A 21670-nucleotide genomic window follows, 5' to 3' on the forward strand; every position below is an offset into this window, starting at 1 on the left:
TCAGTCCCCTGGTGCGTTAAAGCTTTAGTTTACTGGGGGACTGACCTTTAATGTTCAAAAAAATACTTGGCGACCTGCCTATTTTACATTAGAATTGAATGTATATTCATTCTTTTTTAATAATCGAAAACTAGAAATATTAAATAAGCTCCCCTTCACTCGCCTTTTGGCCCTCTTTCAATACAATAACTACTTTGACACTTTCTACCCATTTGGCATCTGGTACTCCGAAAACAGTTGCCTTCATAACATCTAAAGATTAACTCCAGCTTTGATTAATCCTGTCATGTATCGTATGATGATACTTGATTTTTCTTCTGCTGCAAATTCAATAGGAACGAAATTGAGAAAGGATTTTGACATGAACAAAATTGAAATACAATCATTAATCTCGAATCTTGGACTTATTTCCCTTCCGGAGGGCGGGTATTACAAAAGTATCTATACATCTTAAGGAAAGAATTTCAGACAATGGATTAAATGTAGATTTTGAAGGGCAGCGAAAGCTTTTTACGAGTATTTACTTTCTATTGACTTCGGATGATTTCGAAAACAGTTGAACCACAGCAGGACCCGAATTAAATTCTATCTCTTCCGTTATCTCATAGAAATTATCCATATCTGCCCGCAACACCACATGCTCGTCCTTTAATTGTTGGAGTGGAGCACGTAATACAATGTTCGTAGTCTCCATCGTCAATTCCTCATCAGCCTTCCTTCACCGTTCATCCGAGATTCTTATCCTCCATGATGGCTTCGGCGGCAGCTTATTTACTCTTCTTAAAGCATACGACGGTAATATAGAAAATTTCGTGATGGTCATCACACACAAAAAACATTCGGCAGAATTTAAAATATATGTTCGCGTTTTGGCTCTCATTTCGGCAATCGCCAGGCATCTTGATTCTGAAACTGTATTCCTTAGTTTTCATTTTCCTGTTCATAGGTTTTACTTGTAATAAAGAAACATTAATAAAAAAGACCAAACATGTTGGGACATCCTCGGTCAAGCAATAGACGGTTCCCTCTAAGGGATCGGCAAATGAGGGAATAATCCACCGGAGCCTTCAACTCAAGGGTGGATTATTTTTTTCGGTTAAATGACAGAATGGCTACGATTAAACTAGCAAGCGAGTTTTTTCGATACTAATAAGAACCCAAAAAGGCTGACATTTAAATGAAGCCTTTTTTACATATTGAAAAAACAATTAACATTACAAAAATTATTGACCAATATTACAGCAATTATTTCAGATAAATATTCCCTGATTCTATCAATTTTTGAAACTCAATAAAATATTGTAACGATTTTGGATTTAATAATGAATCTAAGTTAACAGCATGATTGATGGGAATTCCCATTAATATTTTCTTAATTGGCACCTCAATTTTTTTGCCGTTCAACGTTTTAGGCAGTTCTTTTACACTAAAAATCTCATTTGGAACATGCCTTGGGGAAGAGTTTTGTCGAATCGTTTTGTTAATATGCGTTTTCAATTCATCTGAGAATTGAGTACCCTCTTTAACAACGATAAATAATGGCATGTATGATTGTTCACTATTAATTGGTATGTCCACAATTAAACTATCTTGCACTTCTGGAATACTTTCTAAAGCACTGTATATTTCACTTGTCCCCATCCGAATACCGCCGCGATTTATGGTTGCATCTGACCGGCCGTACATGATTCCAGTTCCCCTAGAGGTAATCTTAATAAAGTCACCATGCCTCCAAATATCAGGAAAAATATCAAAATAACTATTTTTGTAGCGTTCCCCAGTCTCATCATTCCAAAAATAAATCGGCATTGATGGCATCGGTTTTGTAACCACAAGTTCCCCAATTTCATCAACTACTTCTTCTCCTGCATCACTAAAGGATTTTACTGCAACTCCTAATGATCGAGCTTGTATTTCTCCAGAGTGAACGGGTAATAACAGGCTTCCACCAAGAAAACCAGAACAAATATCTGTTCCGCCAGTAGTGGAATAAAGCCAAATATCCTCTTTTACTTGGTTATAAACCCATTCAAACCCACTTTCAGGTAAGGGTGAACCTGTTGAGCCAATGCTTCTTAAGTGGGAGAGATTAAATTCCTTTGGTTTCACATTAGATTTCATATTGGCCACTATAAAGCTTGCACTGGTGCCCATCATGGTCATTTTTGTAGATTCCGCATACCTCCACAATGTTTCATCATTCGGATAACTTGGATTTCCATCATATAATAGGACCGTCGCACCGGTAAGCAAACTACCAACAACAATGTTCCACATCATCCAACCTGTGGTCGTGTACCAAAAAAATCGATCTTCGCTTTTTAAATCCATTTGTAGTCCGTGGAATTTCAAATGTTCAAGCAGGATTCCACCTTGACTTTGAACGATTCCCTTTGGTTTTCCTGTGGTTCCGGATGAATATAAAATCCATAGCGGATGATTGAATGGAACAGGTTCAAAGGTCAATGGTTCATTATTATTTTCTATTAAAACCTGATTCCAAAGAACAGAATTCTTCAAACCAGACATATCAGGTTGATCTTGTAAGTAAGGAATAATGATTGTTTCTTCCAAAGTAGGTAATTCTGCTTGAATTCTTCCTACTAAGTCAAGTCGATTGTATTTCTTTCCACCATATTGGTAGCCATCTGATACAATCATTACTTTTGGTTCGATTTGTTTAAACCTATCAATAACACTCTGGATGCCAAACTCCGGTGCACAACTTGACCAGACTGCTCCGATACTGGCACATGCCAAAAATGCTGTTACGGTTTCATGAATATTTGGTGCATATGCGACAACCCGGTCACCAGGCTTAACCCCTTTAGACTTTAAATAACCTGCAATGGCAGCTGTATTCTTTTTAAGTTCAGCCCATGAAAGTTCCTGTTGTGAACGTATTTCCGATTTATATATGATAGCAGCTTTTTCTGGAGTTTCATTCCTGAATACATGTTCTGCATAGTTTAATGTTGCACCAGAAAACCAATCGACTTCAGGCATTTTACTGCCAGATAATACTTCATGATAATCCGTTTTGGCCATAATTTTATAATAATCCCAAATCGCTGACCAAAATCCTTCAAGGTCTGTAACAGACCATTCCCATAGTTGATTGTACTGTTCAAACTTTAGCCCACGCGTTTCATCCAGCCATGTCATAAACTTCTTTATGTTTGAATTTTTTTGAATTTCACGTGAGGGTTCCCAGAGAATATTTCCACTAACATTTGCGGTCTTCAAGCCTATCCCCCCTATCAAAATCAATCCAAGCTTTGGTTAAGTATCATGCGCCTAACTATGCCATATTCAAATTCGTCGTTAATAGGTATTTGAAATTCTTTATTTTGATGAAATGGTTTCTTTTAAAAATTTTGCTTCACGTTTTTCCAGAAAAGCGGTAATTCCTTCTTTTCCTTCATTGCTGCTTGCCCTTTCCGCAAGTACTAAAGACTCCTTACCCATTTGAGACTCTAGTGTTTCATGTAGTGAGTGATAAAAAAGTTTTTTGGTTTCTCCATATGCATCCATTGGTCCATTTGCTAAGTTCTCTGCTAATTCAAGGACAACTTCTATTAATTTCTCATTGGCAACAACATGATTGATAATTCCCCACTCACTAGCCTCATTTGCATCCAATGTTCGATTTGTATACATTAACTCAAGTGCCCGTTTCATACCGACAATACGCGGTAAGAAGTAACTCCCCGATCCATCAGGTGTTAGTCCAATCCGATTATAAGCCATCACAAATTTAGACTGGTCAGAGGCATAGGCCAAATCACAGGCGCACACCAGACTCATTCCCGCACCCGCCGCGACTCCATTTACCGCTCCGATAAACGGTTTATTCATTCTAGTAAAATAGGAAATGGCTTGGTGTAAATAGGCTGTAACACTTTTCAGATGAGAGCTAATTTGTTCACCTTCCTCGGCAAAGCTTCTTAAATCTCCCCCGACTGAAAACTTATTTCCAGACCCTGTTATGACAACGACTCTAATTTTTTCGCTCTCCGAACAAAAAATTGCAACATCCATCAGTTCCTTTGCCATTTGTAAATTGATGGAATTCCCAGCTTCCGGGCGATTTAATGTAACGATACCTATATGATTTTTAATAGTTAACTGAACAAATTTATTTTCCACTCTTAAACCTACTTTCTTTTTAATAGGCTATGTTAATATTCATTGTTGATTATCGTGAAGGTATGAGGATTGATAGTCGGAGAATTTCCGGCTAATGTATATAGAGTAAGCTTAAGAAGCAGTTATAAGCGGAGATATTCCGATTAACTGCTCTAAATAAGGCAAAAACCAAGAATTTGGATCATATAAGCGGAAAAGCTTCCTTTATTTTTAAGGAAATATGGGTATTTCCCAATTTAAACGGAATTTTTCCGTTTATTTATCAAACACATTGAAATCAACATTCGGTTATAACACAGAATTTTAATAAAAGTTTTACACACTTTCTAAAATAATGGCAATGCCTTGACCTCCGCCAATACAAAGGGAGGCTAAACCGTACTTTACATTTCGTTTTTTCATTTCAAGTGCTAATGAATATGTAATTCTTGTACCGCTTGCACCAAGAGGATGCCCCAAAGCAATTGCTCCTCCATTGACATTTACTTTTTCCCTATCTATCCCTAACTCTTTGATAACAGCTAAAGATTGGGCCGCGAATGCCTCATTAAACTCAAACAAGTCTATATCACCTAAGGATAATCCAGCATTTTTTAGTGCTTTGATACTTGCTGGAACAGGTCCAATCCCCATAATGGTTGGATCAACCCCTGCTACTCCCCAAGAAACAATTTTAGCTAGTGGTTTTAACCCATGTTCATGGACATAATCTTCTGAAGCTAATAAAACGGCTGCTGCCCCATCGTTTATACCACTAGCATTTCCAGGTGTTACAGTTCCGTCCTTTTTAAATGCTGGCTTTAGCTTGGATAAACTTTCAACAGTTACTCCGTCTCTAATAAATTCATCAACCTTAATTACTAAATCTTTTCCTTTTCTATCTTTCCTCACAATTGGTACAATCTCTTCCGCAAAGCGCCCGCTCTCTCTTGCTTTGATCGCCTTTTCCTGTGAACAAACCGAAAATTCATCCTGTTCTTTTCGAGATAGATCATATTTCACCGACAGATTCTCTGCCGTCATTCCCATTCCGCAGCCAACATATTGATCAATCAGTGATTCCCAAAGCATATCAACTACCACAGGTGCCTTATTTGGTGAACCAAAGCGAGTACCTTTCAAAATTTGAGGAGCCAAGCTCATATTTTCAGTTCCTCCAGCAGCAACGACTCTTACCTCACCTAAGGCAATTGATTGTGCACCAGTTACGATGGACTGGAGTCCTGAACCGCATAAACGATTTAAAGTTAGTGCGGAGGATGACTCTATCATTCCACTTTTTAAACCAATATGTCTTGCCAAATACGCAGAAGCCTCTCCAGTTTGTATAACATTGCCAAACACAATTTCATCAATATCTGAAGCAGGAATTCCACTTCTTTTAATGGCTTCCTTAGTTGCTGCCACGCCTAGTTCAATATCACTGACATCCTTTAATGATCCTCCGAAGGTACCAAAAGCAGTTCTTGCCCCATCTACTAAATAAGTTTTCATTTATCCTTCCCCCACCATTTATAGTTTGATTTAAGAATGAATGACTCTGAAAATATTAATCATAGTTATTAGTTATTTGCATCTAGACTTTTTACCTACTTATTTAGGACAGAATGAAATTCAGCAGGAATTGGACCGAAATGTCTGCGATGGTAGAGCATCGGTTCTTTTTCATGTACCGTTATATTCGTTACTTCTCCGATTAAAATTGTGTGATCCCCAGCTTCGACTTGCTTATACTTTTTGCACTCTAGTACTGCAAATGTATTTTCGAGGATAGGCAGATTTTGTGATGAAAGGCTCCAATTACAGCTGCTAAAGCGATCAGAATTTCTGCTGGCAAATAGTTGACAAAGCTTTTGTTGGTCACCAGCGAGCACATGGACGACAAAACCATCTGCCATTTTAAAAGCATTCAAGGAAGAAACACGATGATCTATCGACCATAAAATTAGCAGTGGATCAAGGGAAACGGATGCAAATGAATTTACTGTAAGTCCGACGGGATTACCATCTTCATCACATGTCGTAACAATCGTTACTCCAGTCGGATAATTTCCCATAACTTCTTTAAAAAGGTTTTGCTGATTTTGTTTCTCCATCTATTTCACTCCTTCTATACTATCGATCAGATTTTCCCAGACTAACAAAATTGAAAAGAAGGATCTGATTTCTACCCTTTCTCGGATATCAGTCAGATCCCAATTGAACAGACGGCTAAACTTTGGTACTTGATAATTTAATTTTCGATAAATTTCTAGTGATAATACGTTTTCATTTAGTCTAAGAAAAAATTAAATTAAAACCGTATTAGGCTCCTGACCACAAAGAATTCGTCCATATAACTCAAGGTTTGTAGTAGGAACAATAACTCCGTGATTTGTCGCACCGCGTGCATCACGGATAATTTGTGCTAAAAGGTTATTTTCCGCAATCAACGATCCGCCACTTTCAGATGCTAGAATATCGATGGCTTCCCAGCATAATCTAACGGCATGGCCAGAATCCATTCGAACGCGTGCTCTATTATTAAAATCCATATATTCACCACTAGCAGCCCATCGATCAATATCATCGGCAGCACGGTAAACATGTAAAAGTGCGGAGTCAATTTTCATTGCAGCTTCGGCTACTTTTAGATGGGTAACGGTCGCTTCAGCTTGCGAGTTGTGCCATGTATATTGAATTTTTCGATTAGGCAGTTTGTTTAGAAAGACTTCCAACGCAGCGCGAGCCATGCCAAGTGGAGGCGATAACAGCACAAGGGCTAATACAGGTACCAAAGCTGAGTGATATAGTGTTTCTTCTTTTGAATAACCTGATTGATATTCGCCATTAATTGCCTTTGAAACCGAAACTACCCTTCGTTCAGGAACGAAGATATCCCTTACTTCAAGACTATTGCTTCCAGAGCCACGCAGACCCGTAGTGTACCAATCGTCCTTAATCTCGACATCCTTCATTGGAATGACCGCTAGACCATTGTCAATAATTTCCCCATTATCATCCACGATTGGGATACCTAGTGCAGCCCAATTTGCATGTAGTGAGCCAGAACCAAATCCCCAAAAACCATAATCAATTACATAGCCGCCCTCAACACGACGAATCTCGCATTTTCTAGGTTCAAGTACCCCACAAGTACGGGCATTTCCATCTCCAAAGACTTCCTGTTGCACATCCTTTGGAAAAAGGGTAGCCACAAGCCAGTTACAAACGTTTGTTAATGTCGTAACCCAGCTGGCAGAACCATTTCCACGTGCTATTTCAGAATTAACATCAATAAATGTACGAATGTTTACTTGATGACCGCCATAGATTTTAGGAACAGTCAGATTGAACAATCCTGCCTTATTAAGAGCTTCAATTGTCTCTTCTGGAATTCTACGAATATCATCAATTTCCTTTCCTTGTGCACGTAATTGGGGAACAAACTCTCCTGCACGCTTAACTAGCTCCTCAGCCTCATTGGTTCGGTCTTTTACACTATTTTCATTTGTCACTATACTCAATTCCCTTCAGAATAAATTAATTTTGATAAAAATAATAACATTCTTCAAATGAATAATACTGACATTAATTTTGGCAACTGTTTCTTAAGCTGGTGCGTTAGTTGTCGTCATTCATTTTGCACTATTATACCTTGGCCAAATCCACTTCAAATTCTGTTCCCCAAGCACTCAGTGATTCCCAAACTTTTGGTTTTAGCGGCAGCTCCTCGTGCCATGGACGTGGTTCGAAAATGCCGAGTTCTGGAATTAATATATCCATGTCTGTATATAACTCAACTACATTTTGGTCTGGGTCATGATGATAGGTTGCAATATTATGTCCAGCTGTATGGCGGGATGGGCCCCAAAGAATTGGATAACCCTGTTTAGCCAATAAATCTGAACTTGCACATTGATGACTGGCATCCTTTAATTGGAAAGCAATATGATGTAAACGAGTTTCGTCAGATGCTACAATATTTAATGTGTGGTGATCTGTATTACAAGATAAGAAATTGGCGAAAGCCTCTCCAATTTTATCTGTAAAATTAAAACCTAAAGCATCGCGGTAAAATTCTATGGTATTCTGATAGTTCTTCGCATAAAACGCGACATGTCCTAATTTATGAGGAACAATCCCTGAAGTACCAAAGCCAACGGTTGTTTGCTCCATTTCCGTAAATAATTCCAAGGTATTTCCTGCAGGGTCCTGTAATTCTATCAATCTTGAAATACCTGGTTTGACATCAACTTTAATAGTAGAGTTGATTCCTTGTACGTGTAGCTGTTCCTGTACTTCTTCTAAGCTGAGATTGCCATCTAATTGGTATCCATAGCGGCGAATACCTTTTTTATCTGAAGGAGTAATTACGATATTGTGATGGTCGAGAGCGTTGCTTAAATAAGTAACCCCGTCCACCTCTTCTGAAATACGATAACCCATTGTATTTGTATAATATTCCACCATGCTATCTGTATTTTTTGAATAAAAATCAACATAGGTTAATCTAAAAACTTTTACCTTTGACATATCCCATTCCTCCATGTGATTTAATAATAGATACTCAAATCCTTTGGTAAACGTTCTTGAAGAGAATATGATATAATTCAAATCAAGACTTTCCGAGTCTGCTAAAGTCGTATTGTCGTATTTGTTTTTAATTTGCCCCCAAGCAAATTAGAAACGAACCATAATGGATGCCAGTCCATTATTCTGAGTCAGCAGCTGTATTAAAAAACAGGCTTTGTTTGTATTTAAACAGTTGCTGTAATCAGGAATCTACTGATTTGTTTAGATAAATCTTCAACAAGTAATGGTAAATCAGCTAAACTTTCTGCACCACCAAATAGATAAAAATCTGGTCGAACCACAACAGCTTCAAGACCTGTTTCTTTAAAATACTGTTTGTATTTTCCATCGACATCGACAACTACATCAGATAATGCATCTTTGCCGTCTGATGACTCTGAAATTTCAATAAATTTCACTCCGATATCCTCTAAAAATTGAATCTGTTCTTCACTTAATACCTTCTTTGGATGATTCACAGGACTCATAATCGTCCATCCATTTCCTACTACATCATCAAATAATCCTGTCTTCCCTTCATATTCCACCCGACCTTGAAACGAAAGTTTCCCGGTGTATTTATTATTCATTCTGTCATCTGATTGGCAGAGAATGCCTTCAGTTAAAAATGGAAATTCTGGAAATTCCGGGACAACACCTGTTAGGAATACTTCATCTCTTTTTTCAGCTGCTTCCGGATCTGTTACGCAAATAACGTTTCCTAAAAACAAGGCTGCTTCAACGACGTCACGATTATGAGGTTTACGCTCCACTGTATACGTCTCTAAAATAGACTCTGCAGCTTTTCCACTTAGAATAAGGTCTAGCTTCCATGCTAAATTCATCGAATCACGAAGACCAGAGCACATACCTTGACCCATGAATGGTGGCGTTAAGTGAGCTGCATCTCCTGCTAAAATGAGTCGTCCCTTTTGCCACTCATTCGCCCATAATGCCTTAAATGTATAAACAGCATGCCGTTCTAATACAGCGTTATTTGGAGTTATATTCCAAGGTTTAAGTAAGCGCCAGGCTACTTCTTCGTTATTAAGGTCTTCCTTTGTTTCTCCAGGCAGAGCCATGAATTCCCAGCGTCTTTTCCCAGGGCCACCTGAAACGACTGTTGTAGGGCGGGCTGGATCACATAGCTGTAAATTCATCGGGGTCCATTCTCTTTCTTCATTAGTAACGATATCAACAACAAGCCAATCAGCAACAAATCCAAGGTCCGTTATCGTATGATCCATATTTTTACGAACAAAACTATTCGCGCCGTCACAACCAACAACGTATTTTGCATGGATTGAACGATTTTCACCCTGTATGTCCTTCACAATGAGCTCAACATGATCTTCAAATTCCTTTAACTCAATTGCATCATTTCCCATATGCACGCTTATGCTAGGCTGTTTACGGCAAGCAACATCCATCACTCTTTCAAGTTCTGGCTGATTGAAAAATAAATGTCCCGGCCACCCAGAAATTCCATCTTGAGAAAAATCTAGGCCCAAGAGTAATTGCCGTTCAGCATTTTGCCATTCATATAAATCAGGGACTGGTTGTAAAATTCTTTCAAGTTCATTTTTTGGAATGATTGATTGCAACATTCTAGCTATTTCATCATCCAAATGAACAGCCCGGGGAAGTGGATATGGTTCAGAAAATCTTTCATATACTCCAACCTTCCATCCTTTTTGACCAAGTAATGAGGCTAAAAGCTTTGCTACAGGTCCGTAACCTACAATTGCCACGTCAACCATTTCTTGTTTCATTATCCACACCCCTAAATAAATATTCTTAAACTTACTTGAAACTCCATTTTGTAAACGCATACATTCTTTTGCAATATTAAACTAATTTAATTTATTTACATGGAAGTTAAATTTATTTATGTATGATCTAGGGGTTGCTGGGATATTTAATCCCAGCGTATTGAATAAATACAATTTTAAGAAATTGCTACTTTACTAGAAACTACTTTATTAACTTGTTCACCTAGGTTAATTTTTCCATCTTTACTCTTAATTTGGCAACGAATAACATCTCCATCTTTCAGATATTTACCGTTATTTATTTGACTTTCAACAAGTAAATCTACTTTCTCAGCGTAAGAGACCACATGGCTTGATAGCTGCCCTAGTGTCTCTGGTTTAAGATTTAGTGCTACTCCGCCAGTTGTACCTGTAATCACCAAATCACCTTTTGAAAGATCCATAATTTCTGAAAGCTCTGTTAGCGTTTCAGCAGGTTTGTATAATAATTGACTCGTATTTGCCGATTGACGTAATTCATCATTTACCCATAAATTTAATTCGAGATCATGTATGAGTGGAACCTCTTCTTTATCAAGTAAGTAAAAATAAGGTCCTGTAGGTCCAAAAGTACGGTAGCTCTTCCCTTTTAACCATTGTCCCTCAGAGAGTTGTACATCTCGAGCAGAAACATCATCCATAATGACAAGCCCTGCAATATATTGGTGAAGGTTTTCTTCTGTCACTTCAACAGATGAAGAAATCTCAGTTCCAATGACTAGCCCAAGTTCAATTTCATAGTCTAGAAGTTTAACATGAGATGGACGAATAATCTCCGTGTAGGGACCACAAAGTGTGCTATCTGCTTTACTAAAAAACATGTTATATGGTGGCCGAGCCGCTTCTAGTCCAGCTTCAGCACGATGGGATGAGTAATTGGCACCCTGACAGACAATTCTTGCCGGTTTGGTCACAGGGCTTAAGATATTCACTTCATTTAATAAAAGAGATTCTCCTTGTCCTTGTTCATTTAATTTTCTAGCAGCTTCGACACCTTCTTCTAAAAAATGAGCTAAAGAAGAATAGGTATCCCTTAATACGAGAATACTATTATTTGATACAACGCCCCACTGTTCTTTATTTTCCTTCTCAAATCTTACAACTTGAACTCCCATATTTAACTCCTCCTAAATTTAATTGGTTCATGTCCTTCAAAGAAACTATGAATATATTTTTTCCAATATCCTCTTAACTCGTAGGATTAATTCTATCATTGTATCGTGTGCCAATTTTTCATCACGCGCCATAACTGCTTCATATATAGAACGATGCCTTTCTAATACTTCGTTCGTCGGCGTATCAAAAGGCGATTCTGGATAATCCATTGCTGCTTTTAATGTTTTCTCTCGGCTAATAACTAGCGCTTTTCGAAGAGTTCTAACAGTGTTAATGATTAGATCGTTGTAAGAAGCACTTAATATACTTTCGTGGAAATCATAATCGGCATTTGCCCATGCCTTTTCATCTCCGATTGATTGTTCGAGCCGATTGAAAGCATCTTTAATGTTGATCAAATCCTGCTCGGTTGCTCTTTGTGCTGCTAGTGCTGCTGCCATGGGTTCCAGACCCATTCTAACTTCTGTTAAATGCAGCAGAAAATCTCGATTTTTCTCATCTTCAAGGACCCAGTTAATGAGTTCCAAATTCCACCATTGCCACTCCGAACGTGGAAGTACCTGGGTACCAGCTCTTTGATTAGACCTAACAAGCCCCAAAGTAGATAAACTTTTAAATGATTCACGGACTACTGTTCGACTTACATTATAAATTTCACCTAAATCCTCTACTTTTGGTAAGATTTCTCCCTGTTTAAACTCACCAGTTACTATTTTACGTCCAAGCTCACAAACTAGTTGTTCACTTCTATTTTTCATAACACGTTACACTCCTATCCTTACTATGTTCTAACATTACCACAACAAGAATGGTATTCCGACTTTTGGGATAGAAGGTTAAAAAATAGGATTCCATTCAATAATGGAAGCGTATTCATTTTTTATTCAAAGTCTTTAACACCCCCTTATGATTAAGAAAGTTAAAGAGTAATTCTTGTTGTAATAAATATTACTTATCTGATAATTATAATAAATAATATTTATTTTTTCGTCAACCTATTTTTTCAAATTTTCTAATAATTTTTATGAATATCTTAACAAAAGCAATCTTAGCATTGTTACTAACACTCAGGTACCTAAATCAGATGTTGTTGATTTATAAAGAGTTGAAAGACCTTCGATTAGGAAGGTCTTTCTTTTAAAATAGTTTGTCAGTATATGTAATCAAATATTTTTAGATAACCAAAGGGTAATACAGAAGCAACTATAACACCTATTACAATTGAAGAAGTTGAAAAAACAATAAATTTCCTAAGTGATATTTGATTCCTCTTATAACCGATAATGAATGCCTTCATCATATAAAAAACAGTAATAAATATAATGATAGCCGAAAAAACACTTGTTAAAATTACTTCCATTGTGTACCTCCTTTCATAAAAATATCGCAACTAAATATTACCATCTAATTGAAATAGTAGATACCAAAATCGGGGTCAGTCCCCACTGTACCTTTGGTAAACAAAAAAAAATCCCCTTTACTCTAGTGAACTAGGGGATTTCCTGCCTTCCTTCAAAATGACATTGTAAACGGTATTCAACGGTCCTCCCTAGCCCCTATGCAATCCTTACTGCTATATAATTATTTATTCCTCCATTAAAAACAAAGTGTTACTCTTGTCTCTCCTAGCTACTCAAACCCCCTTTTAACCAGGCGCGTGGACGGTATGGACCCACCGGGATTTGGATCAAGCTGGTTTTTCCTTTCGAATCGATCCTGTAAAGTTCATCACATTGGTTCACATCGAATCCTAGCAGTGGATGCCCCCCCATCCCTAAGGCACACGACACCAAGAGCATTCGTTGTACGAGGATGCCCGCTTCCATCTGTTGAATGCGATATCCTCTATACCCCAATTTCTCTTTGAGGTGATCCTTGTCTCCAACGACATGCATACAGAGCGGAACTTGATACAGATTCACATTGGGCATTGTTAATCCAAATTGTAAAAACTGCCGGTAATCCCCTTGGGTTATTCTCCGAAGCGCATGAGCGCTATTGTCATAAGAGTAGGCACCATTTGGAACTCCCTCCACATTATAAAAACTGCCAAACAAAGAAACACGAGACTCAACATTCTCCTGTGTATCATCAAGGTCATTCTGATACGAGAAGGAAAATGTCTCTTTTAACAAAGTGGATAGTTGTGTTTGGCTCACTTTTCCTATCATAAAATCGTTATCAGGAGAATACCGCTTCCTGCAAACGGATGCGAGATCGTACGAAAAGCACTCCGTAACTGGCATCAAGATCATCTCTGTACCTAAGGAAGGTTTCACACTAGTATTTTTCTTTATCTTTACAAATGACTGTGTTGTTTCGAACATGGATGCTTCATTAAGTTTTCTCAGCATAGGATAATCAATGACTCTCTTTGAACGGTTAGAGGAAATATGATTCAACAATGGCACTTCCCGGCATAATTCTGTGGCAGAAACCATTTCTTCTTTATTATAATCGTGATCAACACAATTGATAGATTGATTAATACCTAATGGGATAACCGCATATACACTTTCATCCTGTTCGGATAGTCCTAACAAATGATTGATAGACCGATCAAGAAATTGATAGCAGACCCGTGAAGAGAATCCCATCCGATTGGCGACTTCTAACGATTGCCCAATTAACACACCTGCATCTAACCCTTGGAGCCTGTAGGAAAAATTATTGTATTTATAGAAATTTTTCCAAAAAATCGTCGAGACAAAAACGGTGCAAAAACAGTCAGAAATATTATAGCTATTTTCAAGGCTTCTGGATAAATAGAAATCGTAATTTCCTTCTCGCACCAAAATGAGACGATGATGTGCCACATCGTAATGGTAAATTCCCTCTGGAGTATCTTCCAGCTTTAAATACACATATAATTCATTGGGATACAGTGCCCCTCCAGAGGGAACAAATCTCCTTATTGACTGGGCAAAGCTCACAGCTTTTCCCTTGGGTTCCTCGTTTAAAGCGGATTGAGAGTATTGAGTTAGGCCGTATGCATACCATAAGAAATGACCAAGCTCCATCAGGCTGGGTTTTAGATCAGCTTCTCTTCTCTTGAGTACTAACGGTACATCTGCGGTAAGAGGAATCTCTGGTAAGCCACGGTACAGTTTATAAGGAAGTGGTGCGTTTTCCCAATCCACCTGCCAATCCGGCGGAAAGATTTTATCCGTGTCAAAATGTAGATGGTGTAGAAATGTGTCCATCTCCAATCTTAAGTCCTCCTACTCTTCAATTATGGGAACGGATGGGGATATGGATTAAGCTGTTCATACGATAATGGTTGCTTCGTAAACCCTAGTTGCATGGGTACCTTGAGTACCCTCTCCAGCCCTTTCACACGGGTAAGGTGATGCCCAAATGTTATTGGTAACATTCCAGGAATCAATACCTTTACACAGAATAATCCGTTCCGTTTGGTTATCGGTGTTGTTTGGTCAACCACGATGACCTCGAGGTTTAACTTGCGGAACCTCTTAAGAATATCCTGAAGATCATCCTTCAAATCAGTATTTGCGGGCGGCTGCTTGAATTCCTCAGCAAACGTACGTAACGGACGTTGATCATCCAATAAAAAATTCAGTCGTTCCTCTGCTTCTTGCAGACCGTACAACATGCCATGGTCCTCCATGTTGCGCACGGCGAACGGATCTTGGAGCATCTCTTCATATTTCTGCCGGTTTTTCTCCAATTTTTCGTCATGCCTAAACATCATTCCTGCCAGCTCGTAAATCGTACTTTTTACAGCCCTTACTGGATCAGGGTTAGCTCCGGCTGCACATATGAGGTTTACACCCTTGGATCTTCTGTTTTTCGCCACTGCCCAAACACTTGGAATCTCATGTTCCATCGTCGAATTGTAAAAATGAAGGTCATATCCCGCCACCTCACGTATACGGTCGACCATCAGCTGTAATTCTTTATCGTTAGCAGAACTAAGGTCAAGACGCGGAAGGGAGAGCCTGGCATACCAGGTTAACAAGAATGAATCTCGTTCGACGACCTCCATAATTGCATGAAAAATGGCTTCCTCTAAAGTTCCCCCTAATGCACATCCGTTAGAAGTTTCATAAACAAAGCCCTCCTCATAGCCCAAACTGTAATAGGCGAGTAGCTCCGGAATCAGAATAGGACGTTCTTGTAAGAACGAATAGCCCCATACCCAATTCATTGGGTCATCAGGATGAAACGGTTTAAACGGAAAATCAGACTTTTCGTATTGATCCTTTTCATGTAAACCTACTCTTGTAGGATTTAATGCTTGATTCGCTAAATTATGATAACTATCACGAACTACCTTTCTTTTGCCTCGAGGCGTGATCCCGCAATATCGCTCCAAACCTTCCAAAATGGCAGTTAACTCACTCATTTCATAAGAATTGGACCTTCCTCCCACTCCCTCATCCGCTCCAAACAGCGGCATATTCACTAAAACATCCGCAAACGGCAGCGTGAAATCCTGCATTTTCCCATTCATGACCCCAGTACGAAAATCAAGATAATCTTTGACAAGCACTGTTTTTAATTCATCCATCGAACGGCAGCGATAACCACCACCATTAATTTTAGGACTAGCTTCTAACGTAATTTGAGCTAATTCCGATGTGTCATCAGGTAATGAACTGCACATCGGGCACAATGGATCAGGCAAGAAAAGGTGACTAGAGTTTGTTAACGTTCTCAGATTCGTAATGAACACTCTTTCTTCTAAGTTGCTCGGTTCCCCTTGAAGAACCCTCTGCACTTCTTTAGATATCAAAGTTGCCATTTGCGATAGTCCCGTTCGTGATGTCCATGCATCTCGCAGTACACCTTCTCCAGATGCCATTCTCCTCTGAAGCTCCCACATTTCTTGGCGATCGGGCCCAGCTATCATGCGCCGTATGTCAGCACAGCGGGAACATCCCGGCATATTGGGGTGTACTAATGGACCAATGATTCCCTCCCCAAACGAAACGAAACCCCGAAGCCAAGGGATATCTATGGCCCTGAACCTTTCTTCTGCTTTCTGATGAGCCGATGGATGCCAGGCATCGTGGAGCACCAGAGCTAATTCCGTTTTTTCAGGAACCTCTTCTAATATGCTTTGTCGCGTTACGAGATAGTTGCCAGACAATTGATCATGGACAAAATCCGCTAGTAAACCCTGTCCGTAAATTAGAATATGGGCGACCATTAGGATTCCCCCTCTCGTACCTGCACCCCAAACACCCCTGCCAGTTCCTGTTTTAAAAAAGGTTCGAACGCAAGATCATAGACGAAGAGCCTTTTACTGTTTCCGTTCAGGATCTGGACGGAGGATTGTAATAGTTCTAATTTTGTTATTTCTTCACAAGATGGAATTTCGAGTTTAACTTCCTTTTCTTTCAGAAAAACAGTTGACTCCGCTTTCCTATCTGTTGAATTCACCTGGTTTTGAGTATCCAAAAGCGCTTGTTGCAATGCATTCCGTAAAGCCAACGTTGTATTTAAACCTGTGCTAGTGTACCGATGGCCTTGCGACCTTACGCATATCACAGGGAAGCCTAGTATTCCATTTTCCAAACCGATTGTCGGTGCACCATGTAAGGTAGTCAGAGCATTTAAATAAAACCTGCAGCGCTGATCTTCTATCTTTCCTAGTTGTACATGAAAAATAGTATTCTGTTGATCATGATCAATCTTTCTGTTGATCAATTCCTCCTCTAAATTGGCTTGCAGGCCACGACAAACAGCCTCTTCCATTGTTTCTCCTGCACCAATGCCGATAAATCCTCCTGCTATGTTCACATCAGCTTTCTCTTTCTGATCTCGGAATCCCTTAATCATATGTGAAACATACATTTCAATACCAGTCAGTCCGGCTTCCCTTTTTGCCTCCTCATGTGTAAAACCCGAACAGACCACCTCTGGCAGGAGGTCTGCCGGCCCCTCCGACATTGGATTTACTGCTTGAACATAGCATTGCGAAAGAGGAAGCTGTTTTAAGTCTCTTTCCTCCCAGGTATGGAAAATCCCTGTTTCTTCTGAAGTTAATAAACTGAAATATTCCAAAAGGTTACTCGATGGTTCCTTTTTACTCCGCTCTTGCTCGAGCCTTACATCAAGATCTTCAACCAGTCTAGGAGAAACACTTTTATTCGTAACCAATGGATGTGTGATGAATGAAATCCAGTCTCCTTTCAGCGTTTCAAGATCAAGCAGGTAAATTTGATTACTCTGATTTGAACTTGCAATTCCTGTAGCCTTCTTGAAAAATTCGAATACCGTGATATTTGCCAGAATCGATCCCGCTGTTGAAGAGTATGTTTGTAGCTGCCGATCTTCTTGCAATGTAGATTGATGGATACGACGCCATGCGGACTCCCAGCATCCCTCTGATTCCGGATGAACCAATGGACCCGCAAGCCCCACTCGGTCTAAACATAAGGCAGGTAGAAATGCCTTCTTCTCCTCTTTGCAAACCTCATTTAGATCCCTAAGTTCTTTTATATTTTCATCCTGGGAGACATATAATATCCAATCATATGGCTGCACAGCTTCTTGCCAAAAATTCCTTCCCTCTCCTTTTTCAAATGGTACCTCTTTTACCTCTACCTCGGAGTCAGCCTGGTTGGCATTCTTCACTAGTTCATTAATCCGCAATCGATTTGTAGGTACTGAATCCGTTATCATGAAATGAAATTTGGGAAGCCCTGATTCAATTAATGCAGAAGCCAGCGAAACCATAAAGGGGCCAGATCCGACAGTCAGAACTTTAGCCTGACGGTATTCTTGAAAACGGTATGCACCAGAGTCTACAAAATTCTCAATAAATTCAATTTGTGAAGCATACTTTTCGAGAATAGTGCTATTTAATTGATGTGGAGTATCTTGACTTGCATCTCGAACAAAGCCGTTCTTGTACAACGTTTCTCCAATCTCATATACCCTGTTCAGATACTGGGGCGTTAATCCCTCTGTCAACTCTTCCAATGTTTGCTCCCCATTGAACACCGGCATCAGCTTTTCAATCCATTGATAGATCGTACCGCCTTCCATACGGAATGAGCTTACGTTATTTCTAAAATACACACCACCTTCTGGATCAGGTAGATAAAATGTATCCCTTTTTACCTTGAGACGTGAGTATGAGTTCAGTTTCGTCATTCAGCTCCTCCTCAATTCTAATCGTTCCTAATTATGCACTATCAGTTTATGTGCTTTTATTTGTCCATTATGATTAACTAAAAAAAGAAGTGCCCCTGCGATAGATCATGCAGGAGCACTTTCCTTTCATAAAATAACAAAATTTCCCCGAAGGACTACCAGCCTCCCCAGCCTCCCCAACAGTTAGAACAGCTAAAGCAGCTAGCACAGCCAGCACAGCCAAAACAGCTAAGAAGGCCAAGACCAAGACCAAGACCAAGACCGCCAAAACCTCCACAACGACCAAATCCACCACAGCGACCAAAGCCACCACAACGACCAAAGCCACCACAACGACCAAAGCCACCACCAAATCCGCCACAACGACCAAATCCACCACAACGACGCATATCGCCAAACTGGAGCGAATCTTGACCCTGATAATCCATAGGCATTATCTCACCAACTTGGTAATTCTCCATTCCTAACATTTGTAGTTCATTTTGAAAATTTTGCATTTTGTCCTCCCCTTTGTATTTAATAATCAGGTTAAACCGACACCTGAAAGGAGAGTAGAACGAAGGTAATTTGTCAGTTTTGTGTAAATGAAACATCAGATACCACGTGTACTCTCTTCAACAAATTATGATTCATGTTAGGTCATTGCCACTGATTTAAGTGCCTATTTTACGTTGAAAATATCATAAAATGTTGCTTCATTACAGGAAGCACTTGTGGTTGATAGATAATAAAGGTGCCAGGAACCATCCAATATCTGGATGGTTCCTGGCACCTTGTTCACCGCGCTTTGCTTGCTGACCTTCTCCAAAGAGAACAGAAATTCTGTTCTCTTTGGAGAAGGTCAGAGGGGATTTCAGCACATCTGAAGAAAAACTATTTGGATGCTTTCTTTTGTTTCTTTCATTGAATTTTATTGTACTGATTCATGTGGACTCTAGTCCCTTAGTTGATCCTGATGAACGTTCAGGACGTTTTTGGCTTGCTCATACACTTCTTTTCGCTTTTTGAGAACCTCTACATAGCTCCCGTATGTCACTGTTTAGGTGTCACAAAATTAATGCCACTGTGCAAATGTACGCAGTTATAGCAATGAACAAACTACAGCGCCCTTTCTCGTGTTGCATGTCCAAATTTGATTCGGTACTGTTGCTAAATGGCTTCCTAGTAACCTTTTCGGTTCTCTTACCTATTTGTAATAAAATACTATGAAGTTGCATTTTTTCCGTATCGAGATTTCGTTCACAGATAGAAATTAATTCCTTCCAGTTCATTTTAAGTACTAAATTGGTAGGTAACCGTTGCTAGTTTTTTATTTGTTTTAAATATGTTTTTAACTTTCTCTTTTCTCGTCTTTTGTTCAAGGTGCTCTTCAAATAACGAAAGGCCACTTTCATGATTTCAACTCCTACAAATTAAATCTATTCTGCTATTAAATGTTTTGCTAATGAAGTATAACGATAAACAACCGAATTAGGGTCCACCGCTCTTATTAATGCTTCTTGTTCATAGAATAACCACAACCTTTTTTTAGCCCTTGTTATTCCTGTATAAAGTAAATTTTTCTGTAGCATATGCCCATAGCTACTAACCACGGGTAAAAGAACAAACTTGTATTCAGACCCTTGAGATTTATGAACAGTGATAGCATATGCCAATTCGAGATTCTTGAAATATGTTATAAACAAAGAACTTTCCAAAATCATCTTTTTAACTGTTTCATTATCGCTTCGATGTTTTACCGCCCAAAAAGTGCCAGGCATCCTCCAGTAATTGGATAGTGCCTGGTACTTTTTTACTCACACAAAAAAGATGCTCCAAGTTTTTTGGAACATCCTCTCTTTTTATATTGTTTTTAAGAATTCTCTTACTTGATCTGCAGTTTTGGCATTTGCACTATGCAAATGGGCAAGCTTTTCTCCATTTTTAAAGACTAATAAAGATGGGATACCCATAACATTTTGTTCTTCAGCAATTTCCGGGAACTCATCCTTGTCGATTTTAATCCATTGTTTGTCTTGATTCTCTTCTGTAATTTCATCAATAAACATATTCAGACGTTTACAGTCTGGACACCATGTTGTTGTAAAAATTCCAATCGTTAGTTGATCATCTGTTATTTGATCACGATATTCTTGCTCAGTTTTCACTTGTTTCATGACTATCCCTCCTAAAATTCCCCATAAAGTATGTTCTCTTTATACAAGGTTATACTGCTTACGAATCACATCAAAGACATTTTCCAGCAGTTTGATGTCTTGTTGATTTTTCATTAGCAATACTCCACCTTCAATCATGGCCACTATCGTGTGAGCACTTTTTTTAGTATCAGTAGCAGAATCTAGCTGGTTTTGTTTGATCATGCCATCTAAGACTTCTTCAACTCCTAAAAACCAACGATCAAAAAATTGTTGTATTTTCTCACGAAAGGATTCGTCATGTTCACTCATTTCAATTGCTAAGTTACCAATTGGGCAACCTCGTTTTTTTTCCATTTCAGCGTGAAAGGTGGTAGCCCAATCAAGCATCTTATTTAACTTTGATTTAGGCACTTCTTCTGATTTTAAAATTCCATTAATTAACTGACCATCCCACTCCTGAATAAGGTCTTCCACAACGGCTAATCCAAGATCATATTTGGAGGAAAAATAATGATAAAATTGGCCCTTTCCAATATTAGCTGCGTTAAGAATATCACTAACAGATGTTGCTTGGTAACCTTTTGTATGAATAACGATTCTGGCTATTGAGATAATTTCTTGTTTTCTTGACATATGTACACACCTTCATCGGCAAGCTTGTAAACTACCTAACAAACTTCCAATTTCATTGAAGAAAACGAGCTCAGATTTAATCTCCGAAACTTTGTATCATATTTGCAATGTGGGCGTAGGCACCACCAGCAAGTAAGGCAGAGG

General features: G+C 38.9%; 18 protein-coding genes. All 18 read right to left on the minus strand.

From position 1 onward, the window contains the following. Positions 1 to 520: 520 nt before the first annotated feature. On the minus strand, positions 521 to 694 hold the full coding sequence (locus BDR01S_RS25500; RefSeq protein ID WP_157406231.1) for a hypothetical protein: 174 nt from the start codon (positions 692 to 694) through the stop codon (positions 521 to 523). Positions 695 to 1245: 551 nt separating this feature from the next. Next, positions 1246 to 3246, minus strand: a complete 2001-nt coding sequence (locus BDR01S_RS22030; protein WP_066255820.1) for an acetoacetate--CoA ligase — start codon at positions 3244 to 3246, stop codon at positions 1246 to 1248. Between the two features lie 99 nt (positions 3247 to 3345). Then, a complete protein-coding gene (locus BDR01S_RS22035; RefSeq protein WP_066255823.1) occupies positions 3346 to 4149 on the minus strand; it encodes an enoyl-CoA hydratase/isomerase family protein in 804 nt (267 codons plus the stop codon). A gap of 315 nt (positions 4150 to 4464) precedes the next feature. Further along, positions 4465 to 5643, minus strand: coding sequence for an acetyl-CoA C-acetyltransferase (locus tag BDR01S_RS22040; protein ID WP_066255825.1), 1179 nt, complete (start codon positions 5641 to 5643; stop codon positions 4465 to 4467). A 95-nt stretch (positions 5644 to 5738) separates the two neighbouring features. Next, a complete protein-coding gene (locus BDR01S_RS22045) occupies positions 5739 to 6245 on the minus strand; it encodes a flavin reductase family protein (protein WP_066255827.1) in 507 nt (168 codons plus the stop codon). 192 nt (positions 6246 to 6437) lie between these two features. Then, the gene (locus BDR01S_RS22050; protein WP_218007891.1) at positions 6438 to 7646 is read right to left on the minus strand and encodes an acyl-CoA dehydrogenase family protein; all 1209 of its coding nucleotides are present in this window, start codon (positions 7644 to 7646) and stop codon (positions 6438 to 6440) included. A 133-nt stretch (positions 7647 to 7779) separates the two neighbouring features. Next, on the minus strand, positions 7780 to 8664 hold the full coding sequence (locus BDR01S_RS22055; RefSeq protein WP_066255833.1) for a VOC family protein: 885 nt from the start codon (positions 8662 to 8664) through the stop codon (positions 7780 to 7782). Positions 8665 to 8888: 224 nt separating this feature from the next. Next, a complete protein-coding gene (gene mhpA, locus BDR01S_RS22060) occupies positions 8889 to 10475 on the minus strand; it encodes a bifunctional 3-(3-hydroxy-phenyl)propionate/3-hydroxycinnamic acid hydroxylase MhpA (protein WP_066255834.1) in 1587 nt (528 codons plus the stop codon). Between the two features lie 176 nt (positions 10476 to 10651). After that, positions 10652 to 11629 (minus strand): fumarylacetoacetate hydrolase family protein, encoded by a 978-nt coding sequence (locus tag BDR01S_RS22065; protein WP_066255836.1) that lies wholly within the window; start codon positions 11627 to 11629, stop codon positions 10652 to 10654. A gap of 45 nt (positions 11630 to 11674) precedes the next feature. Then, positions 11675 to 12388, minus strand: a complete 714-nt coding sequence (locus BDR01S_RS22070) for a FadR/GntR family transcriptional regulator (RefSeq protein WP_066255839.1) — start codon at positions 12386 to 12388, stop codon at positions 11675 to 11677. 392 nt (positions 12389 to 12780) lie between these two features. After that, a complete protein-coding gene (locus BDR01S_RS26105) occupies positions 12781 to 12990 on the minus strand; it encodes a hypothetical protein (protein WP_066255842.1) in 210 nt (69 codons plus the stop codon). Positions 12991 to 13255: 265 nt separating this feature from the next. Then, on the minus strand, positions 13256 to 14839 hold the full coding sequence (locus tag BDR01S_RS22080; protein ID WP_066255845.1) for a SagB family peptide dehydrogenase: 1584 nt from the start codon (positions 14837 to 14839) through the stop codon (positions 13256 to 13258). A gap of 23 nt (positions 14840 to 14862) precedes the next feature. Further along, complete coding sequence (locus BDR01S_RS22085; protein ID WP_066255848.1) at positions 14863 to 16803, minus strand: TOMM precursor leader peptide-binding protein; 1941 nt, start codon at positions 16801 to 16803, stop codon at positions 14863 to 14865. Continuing rightward, positions 16803 to 18755, minus strand: coding sequence for a putative thiazole-containing bacteriocin maturation protein (locus tag BDR01S_RS22090; RefSeq protein ID WP_066255850.1), 1953 nt, complete (start codon positions 18753 to 18755; stop codon positions 16803 to 16805). The genes BDR01S_RS22085 and BDR01S_RS22090 overlap by 1 nt, the downstream gene beginning before the upstream one ends. Positions 18756 to 18910: 155 nt before the next feature. Further along, positions 18911 to 19348: a heterocycloanthracin/sonorensin family bacteriocin gene (locus tag BDR01S_RS22095; RefSeq protein WP_335582582.1), complete on the minus strand. Its 438-nt coding sequence runs from the start codon at positions 19346 to 19348 to the stop codon at positions 18911 to 18913. Positions 19349 to 20173: 825 nt separating this feature from the next. Beyond that, a complete protein-coding gene (locus tag BDR01S_RS22100) occupies positions 20174 to 20515 on the minus strand; it encodes an ATP-binding domain-containing protein (RefSeq protein ID WP_066255855.1) in 342 nt (113 codons plus the stop codon). Positions 20516 to 20596: 81 nt separating this feature from the next. Next, positions 20597 to 20911 carry a thioredoxin family protein gene (locus BDR01S_RS22105; protein ID WP_066255859.1) on the minus strand — a complete coding sequence of 105 codons (315 nt, stop codon included), beginning with the start codon at positions 20909 to 20911 and terminating at the stop codon, positions 20597 to 20599. Positions 20912 to 20950: 39 nt separating this feature from the next. After that, positions 20951 to 21526, minus strand: coding sequence for a TetR/AcrR family transcriptional regulator (locus BDR01S_RS22110; protein WP_066255863.1), 576 nt, complete (start codon positions 21524 to 21526; stop codon positions 20951 to 20953). Between the last annotated feature and the right edge of the window lie 144 nt (positions 21527 to 21670).

Source organism: Neobacillus drentensis NBRC 102427, assembly GCF_001591445.1.
Lineage (GTDB): Bacteria > Bacillota > Bacilli > Bacillales > Cytobacillaceae > Neobacillus > Neobacillus drentensis.

Excerpts from the sequence above, each read along its gene's own strand:
- BDR01S_RS25500 (WP_157406231.1), bottom strand. The coding sequence starts at position 694 with ATGGAGACTACGAACATTGTATTACGTGCTCCACTCCAACAATTAAAG.
- BDR01S_RS22040 (WP_066255825.1), bottom strand. The coding sequence starts at position 5,643 with ATGAAAACTTATTTAGTAGATGGGGCAAGAACTGCTTTTGGTACCTTC.
- BDR01S_RS22045 (WP_066255827.1), bottom strand. The coding sequence starts at position 6,245 with ATGGAGAAACAAAATCAGCAAAACCTTTTTAAAGAAGTTATGGGAAAT.
- BDR01S_RS22055 (WP_066255833.1), bottom strand. The coding sequence starts at position 8,664 with ATGTCAAAGGTAAAAGTTTTTAGATTAACCTATGTTGATTTTTATTCA.
- mhpA (WP_066255834.1), bottom strand. The coding sequence starts at position 10,475 with ATGAAACAAGAAATGGTTGACGTGGCAATTGTAGGTTACGGACCTGTA.
- BDR01S_RS22065 (WP_066255836.1), bottom strand. The coding sequence starts at position 11,629 with ATGGGAGTTCAAGTTGTAAGATTTGAGAAGGAAAATAAAGAACAGTGG.
- BDR01S_RS22070 (WP_066255839.1), bottom strand. The coding sequence starts at position 12,388 with ATGAAAAATAGAAGTGAACAACTAGTTTGTGAGCTTGGACGTAAAATA.
- BDR01S_RS26105 (WP_066255842.1), bottom strand. The coding sequence starts at position 12,990 with ATGGAAGTAATTTTAACAAGTGTTTTTTCGGCTATCATTATATTTATT.
- BDR01S_RS22085 (WP_066255848.1), bottom strand. The coding sequence starts at position 16,803 with ATGGTCGCCCATATTCTAATTTACGGACAGGGTTTACTAGCGGATTTT.
- BDR01S_RS22090 (WP_066255850.1), bottom strand. The coding sequence starts at position 18,755 with ATGACGAAACTGAACTCATACTCACGTCTCAAGGTAAAAAGGGATACA.
- BDR01S_RS22095 (WP_335582582.1), bottom strand. The coding sequence starts at position 19,348 with ATGTTTCATTTACACAAAACTGACAAATTACCTTCGTTCTACTCTCCT.
- BDR01S_RS22100 (WP_066255855.1), bottom strand. The coding sequence starts at position 20,515 with ATGCCTGGCACTTTTTGGGCGGTAAAACATCGAAGCGATAATGAAACA.
- BDR01S_RS22105 (WP_066255859.1), bottom strand. The coding sequence starts at position 20,911 with ATGAAACAAGTGAAAACTGAGCAAGAATATCGTGATCAAATAACAGAT.
- BDR01S_RS22110 (WP_066255863.1), bottom strand. The coding sequence starts at position 21,526 with ATGTCAAGAAAACAAGAAATTATCTCAATAGCCAGAATCGTTATTCAT.